The sequence below is a fragment of the Bradyrhizobium sp. Kon10 genome (genome assembly GCF_055807395.1).
This window is the reverse complement of record NZ_JBVVOZ010000026.1, coordinates 39,883-62,919: the sequence shown is the minus strand read 5'-3', so window position 1 is coordinate 62,919 and position 23,037 is coordinate 39,883. Positions and strand designations below refer to the sequence as shown.

Genomic DNA, 23,037 nt, shown 5'->3' with positions numbered 1-23,037 from the left:
AGCTAGCGTTGCAGCCATGAGCGAGGCTTGCGAAAACCTCCGTCGGTGGTGTGTGACCGGAGGTTTGCCGAGATCCGACGTAGACCTGCGTCCGCTCGCGGCTTTTTGTCGCGCGGCCGGTTTCGGAAGCGTCGAGCGTCGCTTGCCCCGCGCTGACCTCCCAAACAAACCGACGGACGCTCGCAGCGCTCAAGCGGCGACTGACTCTCAAGAGGGCCCGAGGGCTCCTGGCCTGGAATTGAAGCGGCCTGTTGCTGTCGCAGATGCAACATGGTCTCAGACCCCGGACAGCCGAATTGGGTGCAAATTGCCCAACCTTGAGCGCGTCTGCGTTTGGCACGGCATTTGAAAGGGATCGCCTATGGCATCGCTCGCCTAAGGAGTCGGAAGGCATGGCTTACAAGATCGTCGCTTCGCAATGCACCGTTTGTGGCGCATGTGAGTTCGAGTGTCCCAACGCGGCGATCAGCCTGAAGCGCGACATTTACGTTATAGACGCCAAAAAATGTACGGAGTGCGAGGGCCATTGCGACACGCCGCAATGCGCGGTGGTCTGTCCGGTCCCTGACACCTGTGTCCCGTCCAAGACAGCATAAGCAGCCCGCGTCCAGAAGGCCTCATCGCTCGATTTCGCGAACGAAGTCGTAGATGTCGACCTTGAGGCGACCACCCGCCGCATGGGGCGCATCGAGGTCGATTAACATCGTTACGCGCTTAAGACGCTGATCGACTCCGAGGAGGCCCTCGAAGGGCCTCGGTCGGACGAAGATCCTCCAGTGGCGGCGTTGAGGCTGATGGTCGCTAGTTGCGAGCCGAGGCGAGGCAGACCGGCGTCGAGCGGCCACGAGCGCATCGAAGCCGGCGCCAAAGTCGCTCAGCACGTGAATACCTGGCGTACCGAGAAGATCATCTTAACCAACCTCACGGAGACGGACGACCTCGTGCCTCGTCGCGGGCCGGCCGAACACCAAGGAGTCGACTTGATCATCCGTGCGATCCTGGAGCAATCCGGCTTCCCAGTTTCTAGGGAGCCTCATGGGCTATGACCAAACGGATGCCGGCCAAGGCTCATCGCATCTTCCTGACTCGCAGGTTGGAAAAGCTGCTGACGGAAAACCAGCCTCGTCGCGATCATACAGATAGCGAAAACGGCCCGGGTTCGTTCCGGTCGCGGAGTTCATCCGTTTACGCGAGCACGGTGTTGAAAGCGAACGCATTTTACGAGCGGAGCCTCCACAGATCCGCGCCTGTTCACCAGGCCGCGCGCAGACCCTCGCACGCTGCTAGTACGCTCGCAATCGCTTGGGCAATATCGCCGCGAGAATCGGTAGGTTGACGCATCGATCCTCGTGCGCATAATTCCAGCCGTCGCGGTCTTTGGATTTCGTTTGATCCGGAGCTAAGAGGGAAGCCGGTGCAAAACCGGCGCTGCCCCCGCAACTGTAAGCGGCGAGCCGCTGTCCAACGAAGTCACTGAAGCCATGCGGCTTCGGGAAGGCCGGACAGCACCGACGACCCGTGAGCCAGGAGACCTGCCTCGACAAGATATCGTCCACGGGCGGGGTGTCCCGGTGTGCGCCAAGCAGTTGTCGCTCACGCGATGTTCGCTGTATGCGTCCGCCATGGCCTTTGCCCCAATCATGGGGTCTAAGCTATGTCTATCCTTTCGCTTCCCGTTGCCACACTGGGGACGTCACGCATCGGCCCACGACGCGAACTCAAATTCGCGCTCGAGAGCTACTGGGCGGGAAAATCCAGCGAAGCCGAGCTCCTCGAGGCGGGGAGTGGACTTCGTGCCGCTAATTGGGCACGGCAGAAATCCCGCGGTGCGACCGTCATTCCTTCGAATGACTTCTCGCTCTACGACCATGTGCTCGATACCAGCCTAATGGTCGGCGCCATTCCCGACGTTTACGGCTGGACCGAAGGTCCTGTGTCGCTCAAAACCTACTTCACCATGGCGCGTGGCGCTCAGGACGGTGGTCACGCTCAGCATGGGCGCGGCGTAGCCGCACAGGAGATGACGAAGTGGTTCGATACCAACTACCACTACATGGTGCCGGAATTTCATCAGGATCAGATCTTTAAGTATGCCTCTCGGAAGCCGATCGAGGAATATGAGGAGGCAAGAAGCCTCGGCTATCAGACGCGGCCCGTCCTAGTGGGCCCAGTCACTTTCCTGAAGCTCGGCAAAAGCGTAAATCCCGCATTCAATCCGCTGTCGCTGCTTGATCGGCTCCTCCCCGTCTATGTCGATGTTCTCCGCGAACTAGCCTCGCGCGGCGCTGAATGGGTTCAGCTCGACGAGCCATGCCTAGTGATGGACGTCGACGAAGCATCTCGGGCGGCTGTCCGCCGGGCCTATGCTCATTTCGTTAACGCCGTGCCGGCTCTAAAAATCATGCTGGCCACATATTTTGGGGGCGTCGGCGACAATCTTGAGACAGTCTTGGCTTTGCCCGTTGCCGGGCTCCATGTCGACTTGGTTCGGGCACCCGGCCAGTTGGACGCGATTGTCGCCAGAGCCCGTGGAGATCTCGTGGTCTCGCTAGGCGTCGTTGATGGTCGCAACGTCTGGCGCTCCAATCTGCCGGCGCTGCTCGACCAGCTTGCTCCTATGGTCAAAAAGCTGGGCAGGGACCGTGTTCAGATTGCTCCCTCCTGCTCGCTGCTTCATGTTCCGACTGACGTTGAGCTAGAGACCGATCTCGATCCCAATCTGAAGGCGTGGCTGGCGTTTTCAGTGCAGAAGATCAAGGAGCTTTCAATATTGGGCAAAGCGCTGGCCGGCCATGCTGCCGACGTGGCCGATGAACTCGCGCTCTCAGAGGATGCATCCGTCACCCGCGAAACGTCGCCCAAGATCCACAGTGCGAACGTCGCCCGACGAATGGCCGCCATCGGCGATAACATGCGTCGCCGTCGCAGTGCGTTCAACCAGCGTGCGGACGTCCAGCGCGTCGCGTTCGCATTGCCGATGTTTCCAACGACAACCATCGGATCCTTCCCGCAAACGGCCGACGTCCGCAATGCGCGTGCGGCTCATGCCCGGGGAGCGCTGAATGACACGCAGTACGAGCAGCGTCTCAAAGCAGAGACAGCCCGTACCGTGCAGTGGCAGGAACATATCGGCCTGGACGTGCTCGTACACGGTGAGTTCGAGCGCAATGACATGGTTCAATACTTTGGCGAGCAGCTGTTGGGTTTCGCATTTACCAAGCACGGCTGGGTTCAGTCTTATGGCTCGCGGTGCGTTCGTCCTCCTATCCTGTTTGGAGATGTCTCCCGCCCGAAGCCCATGACCGTCAAATGGTGGCGCTACGCGCAGTCTCTGACCAAAAAACCCGTCAAGGCTATGCTGACCGGACCGGTGACGATCCTGAATTGGTCGTTCGTCCGTGACGACATCCCGCGGAGCGAGACATGCCGACAGATTGCTCTCGCGATCCGAGATGAGGTCATTGACCTTGAGGCGGCTGGAGCGACCATGATCCAGATCGACGAGGCCGCGTTGCGGGAGGGATTGCCGCTACGCAAATCGCAGTGGAAGGACTATCTCGACTGGGCAGTGGACAGTTTCCGCATTTGCTCCTCCGCTGTCGCTGATCGAACTCAGATCCATACCCACATGTGCTATTCCGAGTTCAACGAAATCATCGATGCGATCGCAGCAATGGATGCCGACGTCATTTCAATCGAGGCTTCGCGTTCTAGAATGGAATTGCTCGATGCTTTTAAGAGCTACAAATATCCTAATGAGATCGGGCCGGGCGTCTATGACATTCATTCACCGCGCATTCCCGCAGCAGCGGAGATCAAGCAGCTGATCGTGTTGGCGCGGCAGCGGGTTTCCGATCGGCAGCTCTGGATCAATCCCGACTGCGGACTGAAAACTCGAAGGTGGGAGGAGGTGCGTCCCGCGCTCGTCAATATGGTGGCCGCTGCACGCGAGTTGCGGGCTGAGACATGATCGTGCGGAGCGTGTCGCCAACGTATTTGTGAATAGGATGAACGCGGTTTGGGAGGTCGGGACATCTTGCGAGCCTCCCAAACCTTCCAGCGCGTGCGAATGCCGGCCTGCCTCGGTGGAGGCGATCGCATACAGCCGGTGAGAAGCTCGAATCCGGAGGACGCCAGCATGCCGGCCACACCGATCAGATGACATATTCCACCTCACTAACGCTGGACGCGAACCACGGCCCTATCTTTTCATTTATCCATCGCGTGGATGCGTCCCATCACAACAATCGATTTTACCGCCCTTACAGAATTTTATACGTAATTGGCGCCTTGGCCCGATCTTCGAGAAGAGTTGTTGGTGTCGGGGCGCTGCCAAACGCTGCCGCGTGACGGCAAACTGACGCTTGAGTTTCAGGACACGGCAGCCAAACCGCCTGCGCGATGGATCCCAGCTCCATCAAGGCTCCCCTTGCTAACCGGACAGCTGGCAAGTGGTGGCAAGTGTTGAACTTTCAGGCAGGAGCGGAAGGCTGGCGGCTCGCTAAGTTGCGCGGAGCGATATCCGCTTCTTGTTGTTTGACGGCGAGTGCCCTCGCCGTAAATCGATCGCCGGTAGTCCTCCCTACCGACGAAAGCTGGTGCGATGCGGAACGGAGCGTCGCTCCTGCGTGACTTCTGCCCGGCCTCCCGTGGAGGCCGGGCATTTTTGATAGTGCTGGTGATGAGTGACAGCACAAGATCGTTCATTTAGGCGTCATTGCGGGATGCCGGTTTCTTGCGTTGGATCTGTTGCTGTTCGGCAGGGAATGAGGCCTGTGCTGCTAAGGCTATCTGTCTATTGAAGGCTTTGGTGTCGTGTTGCTACGCGTTGGTAGCACCGGATATTCGATCTTAGGCAGCCGACCGGTCAGCGAATTCAGAAATGCGACAATGTCGCTTTCCTCCCTATCGCTAAGCTTGGCGCCGAGCTGGACTTCACTCATCAGGGCAACAGCTTGCTTGAGGCTCCAAACTTGTCCCGAATGAAAGTAAGGGGCTCGCAACGCGACGTTCCGCAATGGCGCCGCGCGGAAGACATATTCGTCGCCGACCGCCTTAGTGACAGCGAACCGCCCCTTATCGGCGTCCGGAAGCACGCTTGCGTCCGGCTTTTTCGTCACGCCGAACGGGAAGTAGGCCTGTCCACCGAGGTTGATTCCATTGTGGCAAGAGGAACATCCCTTCTCCATAAACAGTGCCAACCCGGACTTCTGCTGATCATCGAGAGCATGTGCATTGCCCTCGAGATACTGATCGAATGGAGCCGCAGGCGTAATGAGAGTCGCTTCAAAAGCCTCGATCGCCTTCGCAAAGTTTTCAAAGGTGACCGGTCTCGCTTCGGTCGGAAAAGCGTTCTTGAACAAGACGACATAGCTGGGCATTGAGTTCAAGATACCGAGCACATGATCCGGAGTCGCATTCATTTCGGCGCTCGCCTGCACAGGACCGGTGGCTTGCGCCTTGAGGTCCGCGGCACGTCCGTCCCAGAATTGGGCCGCATTGAACACTGCGTTGTAGACGGTTGGGGCCCGACGTAGGCCGACCTTCCAGCCGTGGCCAACGGAAGTCGGACCGACATCGACTCCGCCGGTCCCGAGATTGTGGCACGTATTGCAGCTAATGATCCCGCTGGCCGATAGCCGCGGATCGAAGAACAGCATCTTGCCGAGCTCGACCTTTCCATGCGTCACTGGATTGTCTTTTACCGCAGGAATGACCGAGGGAATCGGATGGAAGATCTGCCTGGCATTTCTCATCAGATCATCGTCGGCGTTAGCTCCTGACGACATCAGCAGCCCAACAGCTAAAATAGATGCCTCAGCCACGAGTCGAAGCTCCCGGATCGATTTGTTCATACCACCCGCCTCATTAGTTCTGATTGTTAAACAAGGAAAGAGTCGAAGGCGAAGCCCCGCGTTCCTCGACGGTCCGGCGCAGCATGCACCGGATCCTCTGAAGCGAGGCTGCATCAAAATGTGCGAGTTCGAGGTGCTCGCCGCCGGCGTTCACGCACGGGCTTGAGGGGCTTATGTGATTCGCGAGTTCGCTTCGAGCTAGTCGCGGCCTTTCTGTTGGTGGATCAGACTAGCGCCTCAACGTTCGGCGTGATGGTCGATCTGTCAACGACAAGCGTGCCGCAAGCAGTAAGCTGTCCGGTGGCCGCATCGGTGCTCCATCGAGCGATTGGTTGGTCAATACGCCCCCGCAAAGTTGATGTATCCGTCTTATACCGCTGGGCGCGCTCAGCGATCACGGTGTCATTGGACGTTTAGCAACTGCGATGCCAGTTGCGTCCGAGATGCAAGTCGCTGATTTAATTGTACAACGAGTCCGGACGAACAAGCAAAGTCGCATGTGTTGGTTTGATCACTACATTCAGTGTCACAGATGCCACAAGCGCCAGGCACGGCTAGAGATGACCGCAGATACTTTTGTGGTGAGGTTCGCTTGCCAGCTTGCCGGCCGTACGCGGGAATGGCAGTAACAAGACCTACGCAGCTGGGCGAGACACTGACCCAAGGCGCCCGGCGGTGCGCGTTGTTCACGATTTCGCCGAGTCCCGCCGACTGAAGCCTCTCCGACTCATATGCGGGGCGCTCTGGCGCGCCGCCGCCGCGAAGCCCCGGCTCGTTTGCAAGGACGAGCCTCCGAACCGAACATGGCTTGTTTCAATTCCACCTGAGGTTCGGTGGCATGGCAATTGCCATGCTCAAGTCTGAAAGGCGCGGCTGCCCAGAGTCTGACGGTGCGACCGTCCTAGCCAATTCGACAGGTGACCGGCCTGACCCCTGATCCGGCCGGTGTTGGCTGAATTACCTAGTCGGCCCACTCACGGGCTGCTGCTAGCTTTTGAAATCCTGCGCGCTGAGGGCAAAATAAGCTGAACTTCTGCAGGAGCAGCCGCTACTTCGTGCTCTTGCGTTGAAAGACGCCGATACAAGAGGACACGCTGGGAGGAGATCGTGACATCATGTCCGCAGATGGCCCAAGTCCTGAGATCCGAGGAAGGAGCGATTGAGCACTTGTCCATGGCTGGTTCAAGTTGGGATACGGTATCCGTGATGGCTTCGATTGACGATCGCTTGAATGAGATCAGATCCGTACGGAATGACATTTGGCGTTGTCGCAGAAGGCTTCAAAGCGAGCTAGATGATCTCCAGCGTAAGATGCTCGAAGAGCGTCTGCTTGAGCGGCAGTCTGCCTTTGAACGGCTCGTCTCGGCCACGTTTCCTTTTACATTGAGATTGTGAAGCAAAATTTCGGGACCGTGCCGCGGGAGCATTCCGCGTTAAATAGCGTCCGCTCACAGAGCGCCTGCGCCTGAGTCAGGAATGTAGCGCTCCGGCGCCGCGGGCCGTCGCGCCCCTCATGGCCGCCGCCGACCTGAAAAGCTCGGCCCATAGCCTTGGTTCACCGACGTGCTGCCCGCTGCGCACCGATAATGAAATCGTTCCGGCCCCCATCAAAGGGCGCTGCCGGGGGATACCGCTCGCCTCGTTTCTGCGAACACCGCAGTCACCTGAGTAACGTTGATCCGGCAGAGCGATCGAAGGAGCTTGAATCGCCCGTAACGTCAGATTGTACAGAGCAGGCGAACGATATTTCAGATCAGGTGCAGTCGAATGATAAGACCCGCTCTCGCTTTTGTACTATGTTCCGCTCTCGAGTGGATCGGGCTAAGCATGGGGGCGGTTGCGGAAACAAGGCGGTACGCGTGCACGATCACTGCCGCCGATCGAGAGCCGGCCGGAGTTCGGAATGAGCGGGTCATTCTCACCGTTCAATATGGCTGCCGGATTGCAGGTGGTCTCTTGACCGACGCGGGGATCACAGCAGTGTCGGTCAGCGAGTGGGCTGCTGACAAAAGGACATACTTGGCGTCCATGGAATTTCACCACGCGCTGGAGGGAGTTGCAATTGGGCAACTCTCCGAGGCGACCGACTTCTCTAGCATGGAAGGCGAGCAAGGCATTGGGGTCGCAACTTCCGGCACGACAGTTTTCAAGTTCGCATCTGGTTCATTGGCCGGCCTTTCAGGGAAGACCCTTAAATTCACGACAAAACCCACTGGCCTACGTAGCTTCGAGTTGGAATTCACAGATTGGCCAGAATCTCTTCTATCCAAGTGACGTGTCTTACGCTGAATTCCGCAGGCGCGCGCACACGAATTACTGTCCATATTCTTAGGCACACACATATGTGCTCCCGGGGCTATATATGCCGTCCTCCAAGACGAGCACACCCGCAAAAGTTTAGGCAAAACTCCAAAGGCACTCGAGCGCGGTAGAGCGTTCAAATTGACGTTCTCCCGGTCCGATCGGCAGCTCTTTTGGCCGGCGATCCGCATTCAGGGACGAACTGGCCTCGCATGGCGGCGCCTGCGCGACACCGAAGCTATCAACACGGAACAAAACGCGCAGCCCGATCATGAGCACGAAGAAGAAGAAGCTGCCGGCCCACCGGCTACCGAACGCCGACGAGCACGAACTCAAGGCAGCCCTCATCGTACAACTGAAGCGGTTGACGGGAGCGGGAGATCACTCAAACCGAAGCGGCGAAGCTGGTGGGCGTGAAGCAGTCCAACCCGTCCAAGCTGCTTCGGGGCAGTTCAAGTTGGTTTCGGCCGAAAAGCTGCTGCGCATGCTGACGGGGTTCGATCGGGACGTCGAAATAAAAGTAAAGCGACATCGGAAGCGTGGCGAAGCGGGCCGGATCACGTTTATTCGGGCCTAAGAGCCGCCGAAACGGAGGGTTCATGACATCTAGGCCGACGGCAGCCAAGCGCTCATGAACCCACCCTGCAGTGCCCGATCTGCAATCGAGATTCGGCTGACTGAATCCTTCGCCGCCGCTCTTCGCGCGGAGATCGTGATCGGACATCGTTAGAGCGGGATCCGCGGCTGGAGTCTTCCCCAGGCCGAGGGCCGAATTCTGTTACGTCCAACGCCGATTTTCGAGCACCAATCAGCGCCCACACAGGAGGTGCTCAAACCGGCCGAGCACCGTGAAGCCGAAGACGACGTTCAGGATGGCCAATACCCAGGCGTAGGGATCCCGACCCCAGACGGCGATGATGGTCGCCAGCAGGTACGCCGCGGCAAGTGGGATCATTCCAAGCATTCCGACGGACGTGCTCATAAAAGCGGAAAGCGCGACGATGGCAGCGATGAGCCCGATCCCGAAATGCCGGTGCTCGTTGATGTTCAAGGTGAGTGATTGTCTCCTTGGCGATACTTTCTTCGTCCCTGACTCGACCTTCATGCGGCGAGTAACCGATCTTTGGCGGCGTTCGCAGAGCGCGTAACCGATTGTTTTGTTTCAGACAGGCGTTAGCGGCTACTCTTGTCGCTGCCAGACAGAGTCAGCTTTATAACAATCCGCAGCCGGCCGGCTATCTGGCTCTACCGACGTTGCTTTTTGTATTCAACCGGCGCTGGCACACTCGTTGCAGACCCCTGCGCAAGAAGCGTCTGTTAGTCCTTTGCATCGCCATGCACAGGGACATGCCTCGTGATCGTACGCGAGTAAAGAAGCCGATATGATTAACCGCTGGAGAGCAGGTATGACTTCACCGAGACGCGTTTTGGTCATCGATCAACAGCGTCAAACATGGCGCTCCTAAGCGCTTAGCCGAGATGAGCTACAAGGTCGTGAACGACGGCTGCGACATGGTCCAGAACGCCGCGAACTTGCGATCGGTAGGACCGCTCACGAAGATTGCACGCTTTACACCTGAACGCCGGATCGGAAATCCGTCGGTCCACCACAAAAGCGTCGCTTCTTGTTGAGACCACAATCGAAAAGGAAACGTGTATGAGCCGAGCATCTACCCAAGGCGTTGCAGAGATCAAGGCGCGCAACAAGCAGCTAATCGACGAGGTGTTGAAGGTCTACCCCGAGAAGACCGCCAAAAGGCGCGCCAAGCATCTCAGTGTTCACGAGGCGGGGAAGTCGGATTGTGGCGTCAAGTCGAATATCAAGTCCATTCCCGGCGTGATGACCATCCGCGGCTGCGCCTATGCGGGCTCCAAGGGCGTGGTCTGGGGACCCATCAAGGACATGATCCACATCAGCCACGGTCCGGTCGGCTGTGGTCAGTACTCGTGGGGCTCGCGGCGCAACTACTACGTCGGCACGACCGGCATCGACACGTTCGTGACACTGCAGTTCACCTCCGATTTCCAGGAGAAGGACATCGTGTTCGGCGGCGATAAAAAGGTCACGAAACTCATCGATGAGCTCCAGGAGCTATTTCCTCTCAACAGGGGCATCACCATTCAGTCCGAATGTCCGATTGGCTTGATCGGTGACGATATCGAGGCGGTCTCCCGCGAAAAGTCGAAGGAATATGGGGGCAAAACCATCGTGCCTGTGCGGTGCGAGGGTTTCCGTGGCGTGTCGCAATCGCTCGGCCATCACATCGCGAACGACGCCGTTCGGGATTGGATCTTTGACAAGAGCGCCACAGAGAGCAGCTCGAAATTTGAGCCGACACCATATGATGTTGCGATCATCGGCGACTACAACATCGGCGGTGACGCCTGGTCGTCACGAATCCTGCTCGAAGAAATGGGCCTGCGCGTCATCGCGCAGTGGTCCGGGGATGGATCTCTCGCTGAATTGGAGGCGACGCCGAAGGCAAAGCTCAACATACTGCATTGCTATCGCTCGATGAACTACATCTCACGGCACATGGAGGAAAAATTCGGGATTCCCTGGTGCGAGTACAACTTCTTCGGTCCTTCCAAAATTGCGGAGTCGCTGCGAAAAATTGCAAGCTTTTTCGATGATAAGATCAAAGAAGGCGCCGAGCGCGTCATCGCGAAATATCAACCGCTTGTCGACGCGGTGACCGAGAAATACCGGCCGCGGCTCGAAGGCAAGACCGTAATGCTGTTCGTCGGCGGCTTACGTCCCCGCCACGTCATCGGCGCCTATGAGGACCTCGGCATGGATGTTGTCGGCACGGGCTATGAGTTCGGGCATAACGATGACTACCAACGCACCGCCCAGCACTACGTCAAAGATGGCACGCTGATCTACGACGATGTCACCGGCTACGAATTCGAGCGCTTCGTCGAAAAGATCCGGCCAGACCTCGTAGGTTCCGGTATCAAGGAAAAATACGTCTTCCAAAAAATGGGCGTGCCGTTCCGCCAAATGCATTCCTGGGACTACTCGGGTCCTTACCACGGCTATGACGGCTTCGCGATCTTCGCCCGCGACATGGACATGGCGATCAACTCCCCGATCTGGGGGAAGACCACCGCACCTTGGAAGGACGCTCCGCAGCCGAGCCTCATGGCAGCGGAATAAGAAACCGACGCCCTGGCCGTTTCTTTCCCGCAGAGGAGGGAAGGGGCAGGAGAACGAACACAAGAACCCAAAGAGTGCCATGATGACACAGAACGCCGAACACATACTCGACCACTCTGAGCTTTTCCAGGGAGACGAATACCAGCAGATGCTGGCCAAGAAGAAGGCACTATTTGAGAATCCGCATGATCCCGCCGACGTCGATCGCATCAAAGAATGGTCCAAGACATCCGAGTACCGCGAGAAGAACTTCGCCCGCGAGGCGCTAACCGTTAATCCGGCGAAGGCTTGCCAGCCGCTGGGTGCGGTGTTCGCCGCCCTCGGGTTCGAGCGCACACTGCCGTTCGTCCACGGCTCACAGGGCTGCGTCGCGTATTATCGCAGCCATCTGTCACGGCACTTCAAGGAGCCGACATCGTGCGTCTCCTCGTCCATGACGGAAGACGCGGCCGTGTTCGGCGGGCTTAACAATCTTACCGACGGGCTTGCCAACAGCTATAACATGTACAAGCCGAAGATGATCGCGGTCGCCACGACCTGCATGGCGGAAGTCATCGGCGACGATCTCAATGCCTTCATTAAAACATCAAAGGAAAAAGGTTCAGTCCCAGCGGACTACGACGTACCATTCGCTCACACTCCTGCGTTCGTCGGCAGCCACGTTACTGGCTACGACAACACGCTCAAGGGCATCCTCGAGCATTTCTGGGATGGCAAAGCCGGCACGGCCCCAAAACTCGAGCGCAAAGCGAACAACACGATCAACTTCATCGGTGGCTTCGACGGCTACACTGTCGGAAACGTCCGTGAGATAAAGCGTATCTTCGATCTGATGGGCATCGGCTACACCATCCTCGCGGATAACAGTGACGTGTTCGATACCCCCACGGACGGCGAGTTCCGCATGTATGATGGGGGCACTACACTAAAGGATGCCGCGAACGCAGTCCACGCCAAGGCAACCATTTCCATGCAGCAATATTGCACGGAGAAGACGTTGTCCTTCATCAAGGGACACGATCAGGAGGTCGTCGCTTTCAATCACCCGCTGGGCGTCAGCGCCACGGACGATTTCCTGATGACCCTGTCGCGTGTCACCAACAAGGCAATACCAGATGCGCTGGAGCAGGAGCGTGGGCGTCTGGTAGACGCAATGGCTGACTCCAGCGCGCATGTTCACGGCAAGAAGTTCGCGATCTACGGGGATCCAGACCTCTGCTATGGCCTGGCCGCATTCTTGCTGGAGCTCGGCGCTGAACCGATCCACGTGCTGTCGACCAACGCGAATAAGGCCTGGGAGCAGAAGATGCAGGCGCTGTTCGCGAGCTCGCCCTTCGGTCAAAACTGCCGCGCCTTCCCAGGCAAGGATCTCTGGCACATGCGATCGCTCCTGTTCACAGAGCCGGTCGATTTCCTGATCGGTAACACCTACGGCAAGTATCTCGAGCGCGACACTGGAACGCCGCTAATCCGCATCGGTTTTCCCATCTTCGACCGCCATCATCACCATCGTTATCCAGTGTGGGGCTATCAGGGGAGCATGAATGTGCTGGTCAAGATTCTCGACAAGATCTTTGATGAGGTCGATCGAAAGACCAGCTCGGTTGGCAAGACAGACTACAGCTTCGACATCATACGCTAAGGCGAGCTCCCCGCTTCATCGTCCGCAGGACCAGCGGCGCTGCGGCGGGGATCACAGGTTGTCCGCCGTCCATCCTTGTGGTCTGCGGTGTGTTGACATCCCCGAGAGAGACACCATGACTTCGCTTCCCACGACCATACAGGACGTTTTTAACGAACCGGGCTGCGCCAGGAACGCGAGCAAGTCGAGGGTCGAGCGCAAGAATGGTTGCACCAAGCAGCTCAAGCCGGGCGGCGCCGCCGGCGGATGTGCCTTCGATGGCGCCAAAGTCGCGCTGCAGCCCTTCACCGATGTCGCCCATCTTGTGCATGGTCCAATCGCCTGTGAGGGCAATTCCTGGGACAATCGTGGTTCGGTCTCGTCCGGCTCCGATCTGTGGCGCAGAAGCTTCACCACAGACATGAGCGAGACCGATATCGTCTTCGGCGGCGAGAAGCGGCTGTACAGGGCAGTCAAGGAGATCACAGAGAAATACGACCCGCAGGCCATCTTCGTCTACCAGACATGCGTGCCCGCAATGATCGGTGACGACATCGATATGGTCTGCAAGGCGGCCTCCGCCAAGTTCGGCAAACCGGTCATTCCCATCAATTCACCGGGATTTGTCGGGTCGAAGAACCTTGGTAACAAGCTTGCTGGCGAAGCACTGCTGGAGCATGTCATCGGTACCGGAGAGCCCGATTACACGACGCCGTATGATGTCAACATCATCGGCGAATACAATCTCTCCGGCGAGCTCTGGCAGGTCAAGCCCCTGCTCGATGAGCTCGGAATTCGGATCCTGTCGTGCATCTCGGGGGACGGCAAGTATCGCGAGGTCGCTTATTCGCACCGGGCCAAAGCCGCGATGATGGTTTGCTCAAGGGCAATGATCAACGTCGCACGCAAGATGAGGCAGCGCTACGGCATCCCGTTTTTTGAAGGCTCCTTCTACGGTATCGACGATACCAGCGATTCACTCCGCCAGATCGCGCGCATGCTGATCGAAAGTGGCGCGCCGGCTGAGCTGATGGAACGCACGCAAGCCCTGATCGCACGGGAAGAGACCAAGGCCTGGGCTGCGATTGAACGTTTCAAGCCGCGCTTTGCCGGCAAGAGGGTTGTTCTCATCACCGGCGGTGTGAAATCCTGGTCGATGGTGGCCGCCTTGCAGGAGGCCGGGCTCGAGATCGTCGGCACGTCCGTGAAGAAATCGACCAAGAAGGACAAGGAACGTATCAAGGAATTAATGGGCCAGGAGGCCCATATGATCGAGGACATGTCGCCTCGCGAGATCTACAAGATGCTCAAGGACGCAAAAGCCGATATCATGCTCTCGGGCGGCAAGTCGCAATTTGTCGCACTGAAGGCGGCGATGCCGTGGCTCGATATCAACCAGGAGCGCTGCCACGCCTATATGGGCTATGTCGGGATCCTCAAGCTCATGGAAGAGATCGAGAAGGCGCTCTACAGTCCGATATGGGATCAGCTCCGCCAAGGCGCGCCATGGGATGAGTTCGACCGGAAGCCTCAGGGAAGGACGGTTGCCCAGATGAATGCGCAAGCCGCGAATCCAGTTCGGGACCCAAGCAGGAACGGCGTCAGGGCGATAAGTTTCTCCAATCAAGCTGAGGCCAGCGAGCGTGAGAGCGCGATTGCGGCGCATGGCCCGAAGCTCGCCGAGCCCAACACGCCGTGCACCAGTTCCAGCGGGCGGTGCATTGCTTGTAGGGACATTCCATCCGATCTCCAGCCGCCGGCACTGCAGGCGGCGGAGTAGGGGACATGGCGATCGTCACTACCTCGAAGAAAGCCTGTTCGGTCAATCCGCTCAAGATGAGTCAGCCGATCGGCGGCTCATTTGCCTTCATGGGGTTGCGCGGCGCGATGCCGCTTTTGCACGGCCCGCAAGGTTGCGCCTCCTTTGGGCTGACGCTGTTCGTGCGCCATTTCAATGAAGCCGTGCCGATGCAGACAACTGCTATGAGCGAGGTTGCAACCGTGCTCGGCGGCCACGAGAATCTCGAACAAGCGATCCTCAACATCTACAATCGCGCCGAGCCCGAGATCATTGGCATCAATTCAACTGGGGTCACCGAGACCAACGGCGATGACGTCGAAGCCTTCATCCGGTTGATCCGACAGAAGCACCCGCAGCTCGAAAAGCTCCCCCTTGTCTACGTCTCGACCCCGGATTTCAAGGATGCCTTTCAGGATGGCTGGGGGAAGACGGTGGCGCGGATGATCGAGGTGCTTGTGGCACCGTTCGACCCAGCCAGACCGCGCGATGCCTCCCGCGTTAACGTGCTACCTGGTTGCCACCTCACGCCCGGCGACCTCGACGAGCTTCGCACGATCTTTGAGGATTTCGGTCTCAAGCCCTCCTTCCTGCCGGACCTTGCAGGGTCCCTGGACGGCCACATCCCCGACGAATTCACGCCGACTACAATCGGGGGGATTGGAGTGGACGAAATTGCGACCATGGGGCAGGTGGCCTGGACGATCGCGATCGGCGCGCAAATGCGCCGTGCGGCCGAGACCATGCAGGTGCGGACAGGCGCGCCGTTCCGTCTGTTCGAGCGGCTCTGTGGCCTTATCCCAAACGACGATTTTATGGCGTTCTTGAGCCAGATCACCGGCCGGTCAGTACCCTCGAAATATCGCCGGCAGCGTGGACAGCTGGCAGACGCCATGCTGGATGCTCATTTCCATATCGGCGGCCGCAAGCTCGCGATCGGCGCCGAGCCGGATTTGTTATTTGACCTCTCCAACTCGCTCCATGAGATGGGGGCGCAGGTCACTGCTGCGGTGACGACGACGAACTCCCCGGTGCTGCAGCGGGTCAGGACCGAGAATGTCCTGATCGGCGATCTGGAGGATCTTGAAGAGCTTGCCAGGTCGCGTGACTGCGACCTCTTGATGTCGCATTCACATGGCCGCCAGGCCGCTTCGCGACTCAATATTCCATTCTTCCGGGTGGGCTTTCCGATGTTCGATCGCGTTGGCGCTGCGCACCTCACAACGGTTGGCTATCGCGGCACGCGCGACCTGATCTTTGACATCGCCAATCTCATCATCACCGACCGCGAACTCAACCATGGGCCGACGCCTGACACCTGGCGATCCACCAACTCTGACCTGCAGGTCGTTTCGCCTGGGTTGCATTGAGCAGGAAAGAAAACAACATCGGATGAAAGTTGCATTCGCCACTCAGGACTTGAAGCATGTCGATGCGCACTTCGGTTGGGCCAAGAACATCGCGATCTACGAGGTTGGCCCGGAGGGGCATCGGTTCATTGAGGCGATCCAGTTCGGTGGTGACCTCACGGAAGACGGCAATGAGGATAAGCTCGCGCCCAAGATCGAGGCGATCAGGGACTGCGCAATCCTCTATGTTGCGGCGATCGGCGGCTCGGGTGCCGCACGAGTCGTCGCGAGCAAGATCCATCCGATGAAGGTGCTGCAACCAGAGCCCATCATCGAACTTTGCGTTAAACTCGAAACCGTGCTGAAGGGCTCGCCGCCGCCCTGGCTGCGGAAGCTGCTCGCCAAAGACCCGGAACGTACAGTGGATTTCGAAACCTGAAGGAACTAGGATGGGAGGTATGTCCGAAGTCACTCCAGCCGCCGCGGTGGCGGAGCAGCCATTTCTGAAAGAGCTCGTCAAGATCTGGCGCGCCCAGGACTCCCACGGTGCCTGGGAGGGCAAGAAGGATCTCGATTTGCTCGAGCCCTACGTTCTCGACAAGCACAAGCGCCGTGCGCTGCCTATTGTCGGCAATCCCGACCCCGAGACGACATGGCGGCTGGAGCTGTTCTTTAACGCGGTTGCGCTCTCGATCGAGAAGGCGACCGGAGTGATGATCTCCCCAATGCTGAAGATGCACAACGAAGGGTTCGGTCGGATCGTGTTGATCGGCGGCCGGCTCGTTGTCGTGAGCAAGCAGCTGCGCGACGTGCATCGCTTTGGTTTCGACCATTTCTCTGATCTCGCTGATCAAGGCGACAAATTCGTCAGCAGTGGCGTTGAGATGATCCGTAAGTTCCCGGAAGTGTCGAATTATTGAGGCAAGCATGAACGATGTTGAAGCGCTGAAAGCGGAAATAAAGAAGCTGTCGGCGAAGGCGACCCAAGCCAAGATGGACCTCCACGACCTCTCCGAGGAGCTGCCGGTCAACTGGTGCTCGATCCTGAGTGTGGCGCAGAAGGCCCACGCTGCTTTCAGCGAGCTCGAAAGCAAGCGCCAAGATCTCCAAGCGCTAGACAAAGCATAGCGGATCTCAAGCCATGTCATTTAGGACCCGCGACGGCCGCAGTTGGGAACCGGATTACCTGGTTTCTATCGATCTCAAGAAGTGCATCGGCTGCGGCCGCTGCTATAAGGCTTGCGGCCGCGAGGTCATGACGCTGAAGGGGCTAAGCGAGGGTGGCCAAATCATCGATCTCGATGAGGACGATGAGCTCGAAAAAAAGGTCATGGTGCTGAATGACGAAGGCGCTTGCATCGGCTGCACCGCCTGCGCGCGGGTGTGTCCAACAAACTGTCAGACGCACGCGTCACGGGCTTGAAGCGACTTTCTCCGCTATCAATAGGGCTGCTTTGTCAGAGACGAAGGCAAGTCGGGAGATCCGGTGGAGCCGACGACATCTACTGTGCGATGTTCAATATCGAAGCCCAGTCGGAGATTCATTTGCTATTTGCCAACGTGCGACATCCAACCTGCGCTGTTGGCGCCAACCCAGCTTTCCTGAGTTGACCGTGCCCGAACATGGACTGTCGGCTGTCCTTCGGGGATCGGTCAAATGACAAGACCACGCCGTCTCGTGCTCGCGGACTACAGTGACCACGGCGCAAGGAGTTGATGGGCTAGGTGACTTTGGTTGCGACATTCTGCATGGTTTCACGTCGTTCTCACTGTATTGAGTACGCGCGGCTAACTCTGCTCCACCATCCCCCGAGCCAGGTTGGAGCAACCAGTACGCGGCCACCCAATTTGAGATTGTCAGGAACCGCACGTCCAAGGCAACCCGCATAACACGGGAGCGCTGGGTCGAACTGATCGATGCACGTGCCAATCAATGGACAGGTCACCGCCCATCAGTGCGGCAGAAATGCTCGTGAGCAGCCTGTCGGCTGGCTAGCATAGCCTGGTTCAGGGCTGCGCGCGCAGTCTCCGCCTTTGCGCCAGATCAAGAGACGCTCGGCACTTGATGTGAGCGGCCTTGGGCACCCCGGCTAGATCGCGCGGCAGTAAGGGGTGATCCTTAACTCGGTGAGCGCCCTGAGCCCGCCGCTGAGCGTTACGGCGAAGCCTACGTCGCGGCTTGCGGATGCGCATTCGCGTTTTGGCGACCCGAAGGGCGCGTTGCGTGCCCGAAACCTGACGCTCACGCAAAGCATGTCAGGCTACAGTGGACCTATTGGGCGTGCGGATGTTTTTCTTAAAGCTTTTTCATGTGCTTAGTGAGCGCGGAGCGCCTGGCACGGTGATTGCTAACTCAGTGTAGAGGCAAGCTCTCGCAACAACTGACTTTGGAGAAGAAATGATGGTGCTGTGCATGGCGACCCCGGCTCCTTCGCTCAAAGTCGAGAACTGGCTGCGTGGCGACCCCCTTACGAACTTCCAGCCAGGGAAAGTGTACATCGTCGAATTTTGGGCAAGCTGGTGCGGTCCATGTGAGGAGGCGATGCCCCATCTCATTGAGCTGCAAGCAAAATACAAAGACGAGGGGCTTGAGGTCGTCGGAGTCGCAGCTAGGGAACAAGCACCAACGGCGGATGAGGCTCGCACCAAGTTGGACGCATGGTTGACTGAGAAGTTCTCAAATTTGAACTATCGAATCGGGTTCGACAGTACGGGCGAAATGAACAAGGTTTGGATGGATGCCAGCTCATCTGTTGGGATTCCGACATCGTTCGTCGTCGACCGCGACGGCCACATTGCCTTTATCGGTCATCCGATCACACTCGACGACGTCTTGCCGAAAATAATAAACGGCACTTGGCGCAGCAGCTATCAAGCTAAAGCCGCTGATGCGAAACGGATTGCGGAAGGCCAGCGCCTAGCGCGCGAACGCTCAATGCGCCGGAGAATTGGAGCAGCGATGGAAGCAAAGGACTGGCCGACAGCGCTATTAGCCGTCGAAGAGGGCATTGCCGCGACGCCGGACAATCTCCACTTCCGGGAGATTCATGCGCATCTTTTGCTTCACAAAATGCGCGACACGGCGACTGGTTTCCAGGTCTTACGCCAACTGGTTCGAGATGCGATTGAGAAACAGTCAGAGGCTTTGAGTGCGCTGGTTGGCGCGATGAGGCAACTCTTTTATGCGGAGAACGACAACACGCACCTTCCGCGTGCGGAACGCTTTGCGATCGGCAGGGATGTTTCGGAACACATCCTCAATCCTGGGCAGGCCTTCGGCGGCCTCAACTGCTCTTCTTATATGGTGGTCGCTCAGTACTACCACGAGAGTGGTGACAAGCAACATGCGATCGAGCTGATCGAGCGGGCGATGGCATGGCTAGACGATCCGAAAGCTATGCCGGAATCAATGAGGGAGGGTGCGAAGAAGTATTATATGCCGGGGCTGCTCCAAGCCTTGGCCAACTACAGGGACGACAAGGTTTCTTGCGGCGGGTCTTGTTCGGTTCCGCGAGAGAAGTCTCCTGGAGCTCCCACGTCCAGCCGCAGGAGGAGACATGAAGAGAAATGTTAATCAGAAAAACGCGCCATCGGGCCCAATTAAGCGCCTTCGAAACGCTCGCGACCAGCAGAATCATTCAGGGCGATTGCGACACGCAGTTCACAAGGAAAACCTAGCCGACAACGAGCGATGCCACGCCCTGCGGCCCTTCGTTGCTTGGTGTCTCGTTAGTGCCTGTATTCAAGCGATGCCGGCTCCGCCGTTTTTACATACTCTGGTTTGTAGCTCGATACTATCGATCTGCTGCTCACATCAAGCATTACTCACGCAGTTATGTTCGTCTTTGCCGGCACAAACCGCACCTTCGAAGAATTGAAATCCAGCATCGAGGTTCGATCTAGCAGTCTTCTACCGGTTGCGCCGCCGCAGACGTGAATCCCATGCTCTATTGGGCTAGCATAATGAACAGAACTTGTTGTTCTAGAAAAGGAGGTGGCCGCTTTAGAAAATGCTGAAGGCGACTTGAGAGTGTCCGATCTCGAATGCTTCTTGATCGACAACTCCTCCGCTTTCCGAATGGATCCGAACCTGCCGCTGGTGATCCTCGAGATCAATGCGGCCCGCGTCCGCGACCGCAAGGGTATCATCGCTAACCCGAAGTGCGCCGCGATCACCGCGCTGGTGCTGCTTTGGCCGATCCACCAGAAGAACCGCATCAGCGCGTGATAAGCGCAACTTACCGGGCCGCCAGCGGGGCCGGCGCCGCTGCGAAGGAAGAGGTTCCTGAAGTTCACGCGTGTCAATCTCAATTGCCAACTTTCAAGACCTTCGATGACGGGATAATCGTGACTGGCGTGACCTGCATCCGCGTACCCGTGCTGCGCGCCCATCAACTTCGAATGCGAGAAGCCGATCAGCGAGGAGCATGTGCGCCCGATCATGGCGCAAGCGCCCGGCGTGAAGGTCGTCCGACCGCACCAAAAAACGAAGTCCGATACCGATCGACGCGGCTGGCCAGGGTGATGTTCTGGTCGGCCGCATCCACAAGGACCTTGGCGATCCCTCAGGGCATCAGATCTCGATGTTCGTGGCGGCGGATCAACTGCTCAAAGGCGCGGCGCTGAACGCCATGCAGATCGCAGGGCTGTTGCTGGGCCTGTAATCAGGCGCACACCGACGATAGGTCTAAGCCTGGGTGGCCGAAGCCGAGGCTGACGGGAAATCCACCCGCCTGCTCGACCTCGCGGGTGCTGCTGATTACAGCGACGGGTACTCGGGCACTCCTACACAGTTGCCGCACCTCCACCCCTTCGGCGACCACTTCGTCCTCCACACTCCCTGCGGCGGATTCTGCCGGGCGATTTCGCACGTGCGCTACCGCGCATCCGGGTCGGCGCGAGTTCTGCATCCATCGTGGTCGCTCCAGTCGCGGATGGCGCTGGCTTTCCGCAGCACGGGTATCGCGCAGCCCCGGAATGTCCGGATCACCGGTGGCCCTTCCTTGAACATCAGCATAGTGATCGCTCCTCGCGCGACATCTCAGCGCCGCTGAGGCCGGCAAAGGCCTGGAGCACAACGCCAAAGCCAATCCACACACCGTCGATCGGCCCTTTGAAGTGTGACCGCGACCATGAACCGGTCAGACTTGGAATGTCCTGATCACGATAGACCCTGTCAGTCGGACCGTCGCGGTGAGCCGGCCTCACCGTGATGACGACAGTGCTCTTGGCCATCACACGACCAGCAGAGTGGGCATGTCACCTGCCCGAAAAGCTGGGCCGGAAGTGCATGGCCAACGTTTTTGAAGGAGCCCGCCGCAGGCGAAGCGTTTGCAGTGAATCTCTTTGCGGCGGACTGTCGAGCTGGCGAGAAAGGGGGCTGAGGCGATGCCTCAGACTGGGCGGTTTTCGCTTCTGTTCTTCACCGGCTCCATTTTGGCTAGGCCGTCCTCGTATGAGATCTCCGTGTATGATCCATCGATTTCCTTGGCGGCATCAAGCAAGTAGTCGAGCCTCGCGGCGGTACCGAGCTTTTTGAGATCGTTCTTGTCGATGCCGGCGAGGTCCATCATCTCCTTCCATACGGTTGATTCGTTGCATGGCAGAATCCGGAAGGTGATGTCCCCTATTTTCGTGCGGTACTTCGCGAGCAGATCAATGTTGCTGCAGAAGATGAAATAGCTGCCTTTGGGGCTCAGCCTGCCATCCAGCACCTTCGCGGCCTCGGGTAGATAAGCGAAAGAATGCAGATATCCGGCAAGGACTGGGATGGTTGGTTCGCCTTCCTGTGCAATTGCAAGAACTTGTTCGATGGAATAATCCGGCGGTCTTTTTTCGTCGGCGAGCTGGGCTTGGAACTTCAGCGCGATGTCGCCTCGAAATCCAAACCGGCCCGACTTCGTTGTTGCACTCTTAAGCACCGCATTCAGCAACCGCCCCTCCTTGTCCAGCGGGCCAAGAGCGGTGTTGGCGATCGAGGTCATGGCAGGCTCCTCATCAGTTTGTGGTGTGCACGGGTCGCCCAATGCGACGTGTCCCCCACCTTCCTGCAAGTTGTTTGCCGTCCGCGATGTCTGCGGCGACGTAGAGCGTAAACGGCGGCTTGGCGCGATTTGCGTGGATACCTGCTGCCACCATCACGAGGCCTCGCCTGCATGACATCCTGCTGCCGGAAAACCGCCTGTCGCGAACCCGACAGGTCGCAAATCGAATGGTGGGCCTCTGCAACAGAAGCTGGTTTCATCTGCATCTCGACTGGCATGGGATTTGCCATTTGTGCTTTGCGACAGAACTGAGAACGAGCCAGAGATGATCAACCTAACGGACAGCGCCATCACCGCATTGAAGGCCGCAATCTCCTCGACAGCGCAGCCGACAAGCGGTTTGCGGATCATGATCGAAGGCGGCGGCTGCCAGGGATTCACATATAAAATGGGTCTTGCTCATGAGCCAAGCTCCGATGAGACCGTGTTCGAGCAAGGCGGGATTAAAGTGTTTGTCGACAACGCGAGCCGGGCGCATCTCAACGGCACCACGATCGATTTCGTGGTGTCGCTCGAAGGATCAGGATTCCGCTTCGATAACCCAAATGCCAAAGCGAGCTGTTCCTGCGGCAAATCGTTCAGCTGAGTCGCCTTGGTACGCTTGGCAATGGAATGAGCATCGAACATGGGCCTGAAGGCTGAACGGACGAAGCAGTCTTCGACCATCGAGCCTTCCGATCGCGAGCGGATTGTCCGCGCCGTGCTCGATGAGAGTCGGCCAAGCCTCAGGCGCGATCGGGGACATTGTGACCTCATCGATAGACGGCAACAAGATCATGGTCGGGCTAACCGGCGCTTGCATGGTATGCAAGCTTGCGGGCACGACGCTCGCCGCCATTCAGGCGCGCCTGATCGAGCGGCTCGGAAAGTTTGTCCGCCTGATCCGTTCCCCGGAGCTGCCAAAGTGAG

Annotated in this window: 18 protein-coding genes, 1 pseudogene and 1 riboswitch; of the genes and pseudogenes, 15 read left to right on the top strand and 4 right to left on the bottom strand. The window is 58.2% G+C overall.

Annotation, left to right across the window (positions count from 1 at the left end):
* Positions 1-392: 392 nt before the first annotated feature.
* On the top strand, positions 393-596 hold the full coding sequence (locus AC0L2O_RS27830) for a 4Fe-4S binding protein (protein WP_247804211.1): 204 nt from the start codon (positions 393-395) through the stop codon (positions 594-596).
* 758 nt (positions 597-1,354) lie between these two features.
* Positions 1,355-1,554: riboswitch (cobalamin riboswitch) on the top strand.
* 100 nt (positions 1,555-1,654) lie between these two features.
* Positions 1,655-3,970: a 5-methyltetrahydropteroyltriglutamate--homocysteine S-methyltransferase gene (gene metE, locus AC0L2O_RS27825; RefSeq protein WP_473371972.1), complete on the top strand. Its 2,316-nt coding sequence runs from the start codon at positions 1,655-1,657 to the stop codon at positions 3,968-3,970.
* 817 nt (positions 3,971-4,787) lie between these two features.
* Here metE and AC0L2O_RS27820 read toward each other — a convergent pair.
* Positions 4,788-5,855 (bottom strand): cytochrome-c peroxidase, encoded by a 1,068-nt coding sequence (locus AC0L2O_RS27820; protein ID WP_473371971.1) that lies wholly within the window; start codon positions 5,853-5,855, stop codon positions 4,788-4,790.
* 2,572 nt (positions 5,856-8,427) lie between these two features.
* Here AC0L2O_RS27820 and AC0L2O_RS27815 point away from each other — a divergent pair.
* Positions 8,428-8,733 carry a helix-turn-helix domain-containing protein gene (locus tag AC0L2O_RS27815; protein ID WP_473371970.1) on the top strand — a complete coding sequence of 102 codons (306 nt, stop codon included), beginning with the start codon at positions 8,428-8,430 and terminating at the stop codon, positions 8,731-8,733.
* A 231-nt stretch (positions 8,734-8,964) separates the two neighbouring features.
* Here AC0L2O_RS27815 and AC0L2O_RS27810 read toward each other — a convergent pair whose 3' ends face one another.
* Entirely contained in the window at positions 8,965-9,207 is a 243-nt protein-coding gene (locus tag AC0L2O_RS27810; RefSeq protein ID WP_473371969.1) for a hypothetical protein, read from the bottom strand.
* 606 nt (positions 9,208-9,813) lie between these two features.
* On the opposite strand from AC0L2O_RS27810, the gene nifD reads away from it, so the two are divergent.
* The 10 genes and pseudogenes from nifD to AC0L2O_RS27760 all read left to right on the top strand — a co-directional run.
* Positions 9,814-11,316 carry a nitrogenase molybdenum-iron protein alpha chain gene (gene nifD / locus AC0L2O_RS27805; protein ID WP_473371968.1) on the top strand — a complete coding sequence of 501 codons (1,503 nt, stop codon included), beginning with the start codon at positions 9,814-9,816 and terminating at the stop codon, positions 11,314-11,316.
* 82 nt (positions 11,317-11,398) lie between these two features.
* Positions 11,399-12,958 carry a nitrogenase molybdenum-iron protein subunit beta gene (gene nifK, locus AC0L2O_RS27800; RefSeq protein WP_473371967.1) on the top strand — a complete coding sequence of 520 codons (1,560 nt, stop codon included), beginning with the start codon at positions 11,399-11,401 and terminating at the stop codon, positions 12,956-12,958.
* Positions 12,959-13,073: 115 nt separating this feature from the next.
* Positions 13,074-14,717, top strand: a complete 1,644-nt coding sequence (gene nifE / locus AC0L2O_RS27795; protein WP_473371966.1) for a nitrogenase iron-molybdenum cofactor biosynthesis protein NifE — start codon at positions 13,074-13,076, stop codon at positions 14,715-14,717.
* A gap of 5 nt (positions 14,718-14,722) precedes the next feature.
* Positions 14,723-16,105, top strand: a complete 1,383-nt coding sequence (gene nifN, locus AC0L2O_RS27790; RefSeq protein WP_369726384.1) for a nitrogenase iron-molybdenum cofactor biosynthesis protein NifN — start codon at positions 14,723-14,725, stop codon at positions 16,103-16,105.
* A 22-nt stretch (positions 16,106-16,127) separates the two neighbouring features.
* The gene (gene nifX / locus AC0L2O_RS27785) at positions 16,128-16,523 is read left to right on the top strand and encodes a nitrogen fixation protein NifX (protein WP_473322586.1); all 396 of its coding nucleotides are present in this window, start codon (positions 16,128-16,130) and stop codon (positions 16,521-16,523) included.
* Positions 16,524-16,533: 10 nt separating this feature from the next.
* The gene (locus AC0L2O_RS27780) at positions 16,534-17,004 is read left to right on the top strand and encodes a NifX-associated nitrogen fixation protein (protein ID WP_473371965.1); all 471 of its coding nucleotides are present in this window, start codon (positions 16,534-16,536) and stop codon (positions 17,002-17,004) included.
* Positions 17,005-17,011: 7 nt separating this feature from the next.
* Positions 17,012-17,212 (top strand): CCE_0567 family metalloprotein, encoded by a 201-nt coding sequence (locus AC0L2O_RS27775; RefSeq protein ID WP_473371964.1) that lies wholly within the window; start codon positions 17,012-17,014, stop codon positions 17,210-17,212.
* A gap of 13 nt (positions 17,213-17,225) precedes the next feature.
* Complete coding sequence (gene fdxB, locus AC0L2O_RS27770) at positions 17,226-17,507, top strand: ferredoxin III, nif-specific (RefSeq protein ID WP_473371963.1); 282 nt, start codon at positions 17,226-17,228, stop codon at positions 17,505-17,507.
* A gap of 975 nt (positions 17,508-18,482) precedes the next feature.
* Entirely contained in the window at positions 18,483-19,658 is a 1,176-nt protein-coding gene (locus tag AC0L2O_RS27765; protein WP_473371962.1) for a TlpA disulfide reductase family protein, read from the top strand.
* Positions 19,659-20,135: 477 nt separating this feature from the next.
* A pseudogene (locus tag AC0L2O_RS27760) lies at positions 20,136-20,748 on the top strand (Asd/ArgC dimerization domain-containing protein); the annotation flags it as partial.
* A gap of 212 nt (positions 20,749-20,960) precedes the next feature.
* On the opposite strand, the gene AC0L2O_RS27755 reads toward AC0L2O_RS27760, so the two are convergent.
* Both AC0L2O_RS27755 and AC0L2O_RS27750 read right to left on the bottom strand, forming a co-directional pair.
* On the bottom strand, positions 20,961-21,101 hold the full coding sequence (locus AC0L2O_RS27755; protein WP_473371961.1) for a hypothetical protein: 141 nt from the start codon (positions 21,099-21,101) through the stop codon (positions 20,961-20,963).
* Positions 21,102-21,477: 376 nt separating this feature from the next.
* Positions 21,478-22,068 carry a hypothetical protein gene (locus AC0L2O_RS27750; RefSeq protein ID WP_473371960.1) on the bottom strand — a complete coding sequence of 197 codons (591 nt, stop codon included), beginning with the start codon at positions 22,066-22,068 and terminating at the stop codon, positions 21,478-21,480.
* 325 nt (positions 22,069-22,393) lie between these two features.
* Between AC0L2O_RS27750 and AC0L2O_RS27745 the strand changes: the two genes are divergently transcribed.
* Together AC0L2O_RS27745 and AC0L2O_RS27740 are read left to right on the top strand one after the other, a co-directional pair.
* Positions 22,394-22,714, top strand: a complete 321-nt coding sequence (locus AC0L2O_RS27745; RefSeq protein ID WP_473371959.1) for an iron-sulfur cluster assembly accessory protein — start codon at positions 22,394-22,396, stop codon at positions 22,712-22,714.
* A gap of 160 nt (positions 22,715-22,874) precedes the next feature.
* Positions 22,875-23,036, top strand: a complete 162-nt coding sequence (locus AC0L2O_RS27740; protein WP_473322531.1) for a NifU family protein — start codon at positions 22,875-22,877, stop codon at positions 23,034-23,036.
* The last annotated feature ends 1 nt before the right edge of the window (position 23,037 follow it).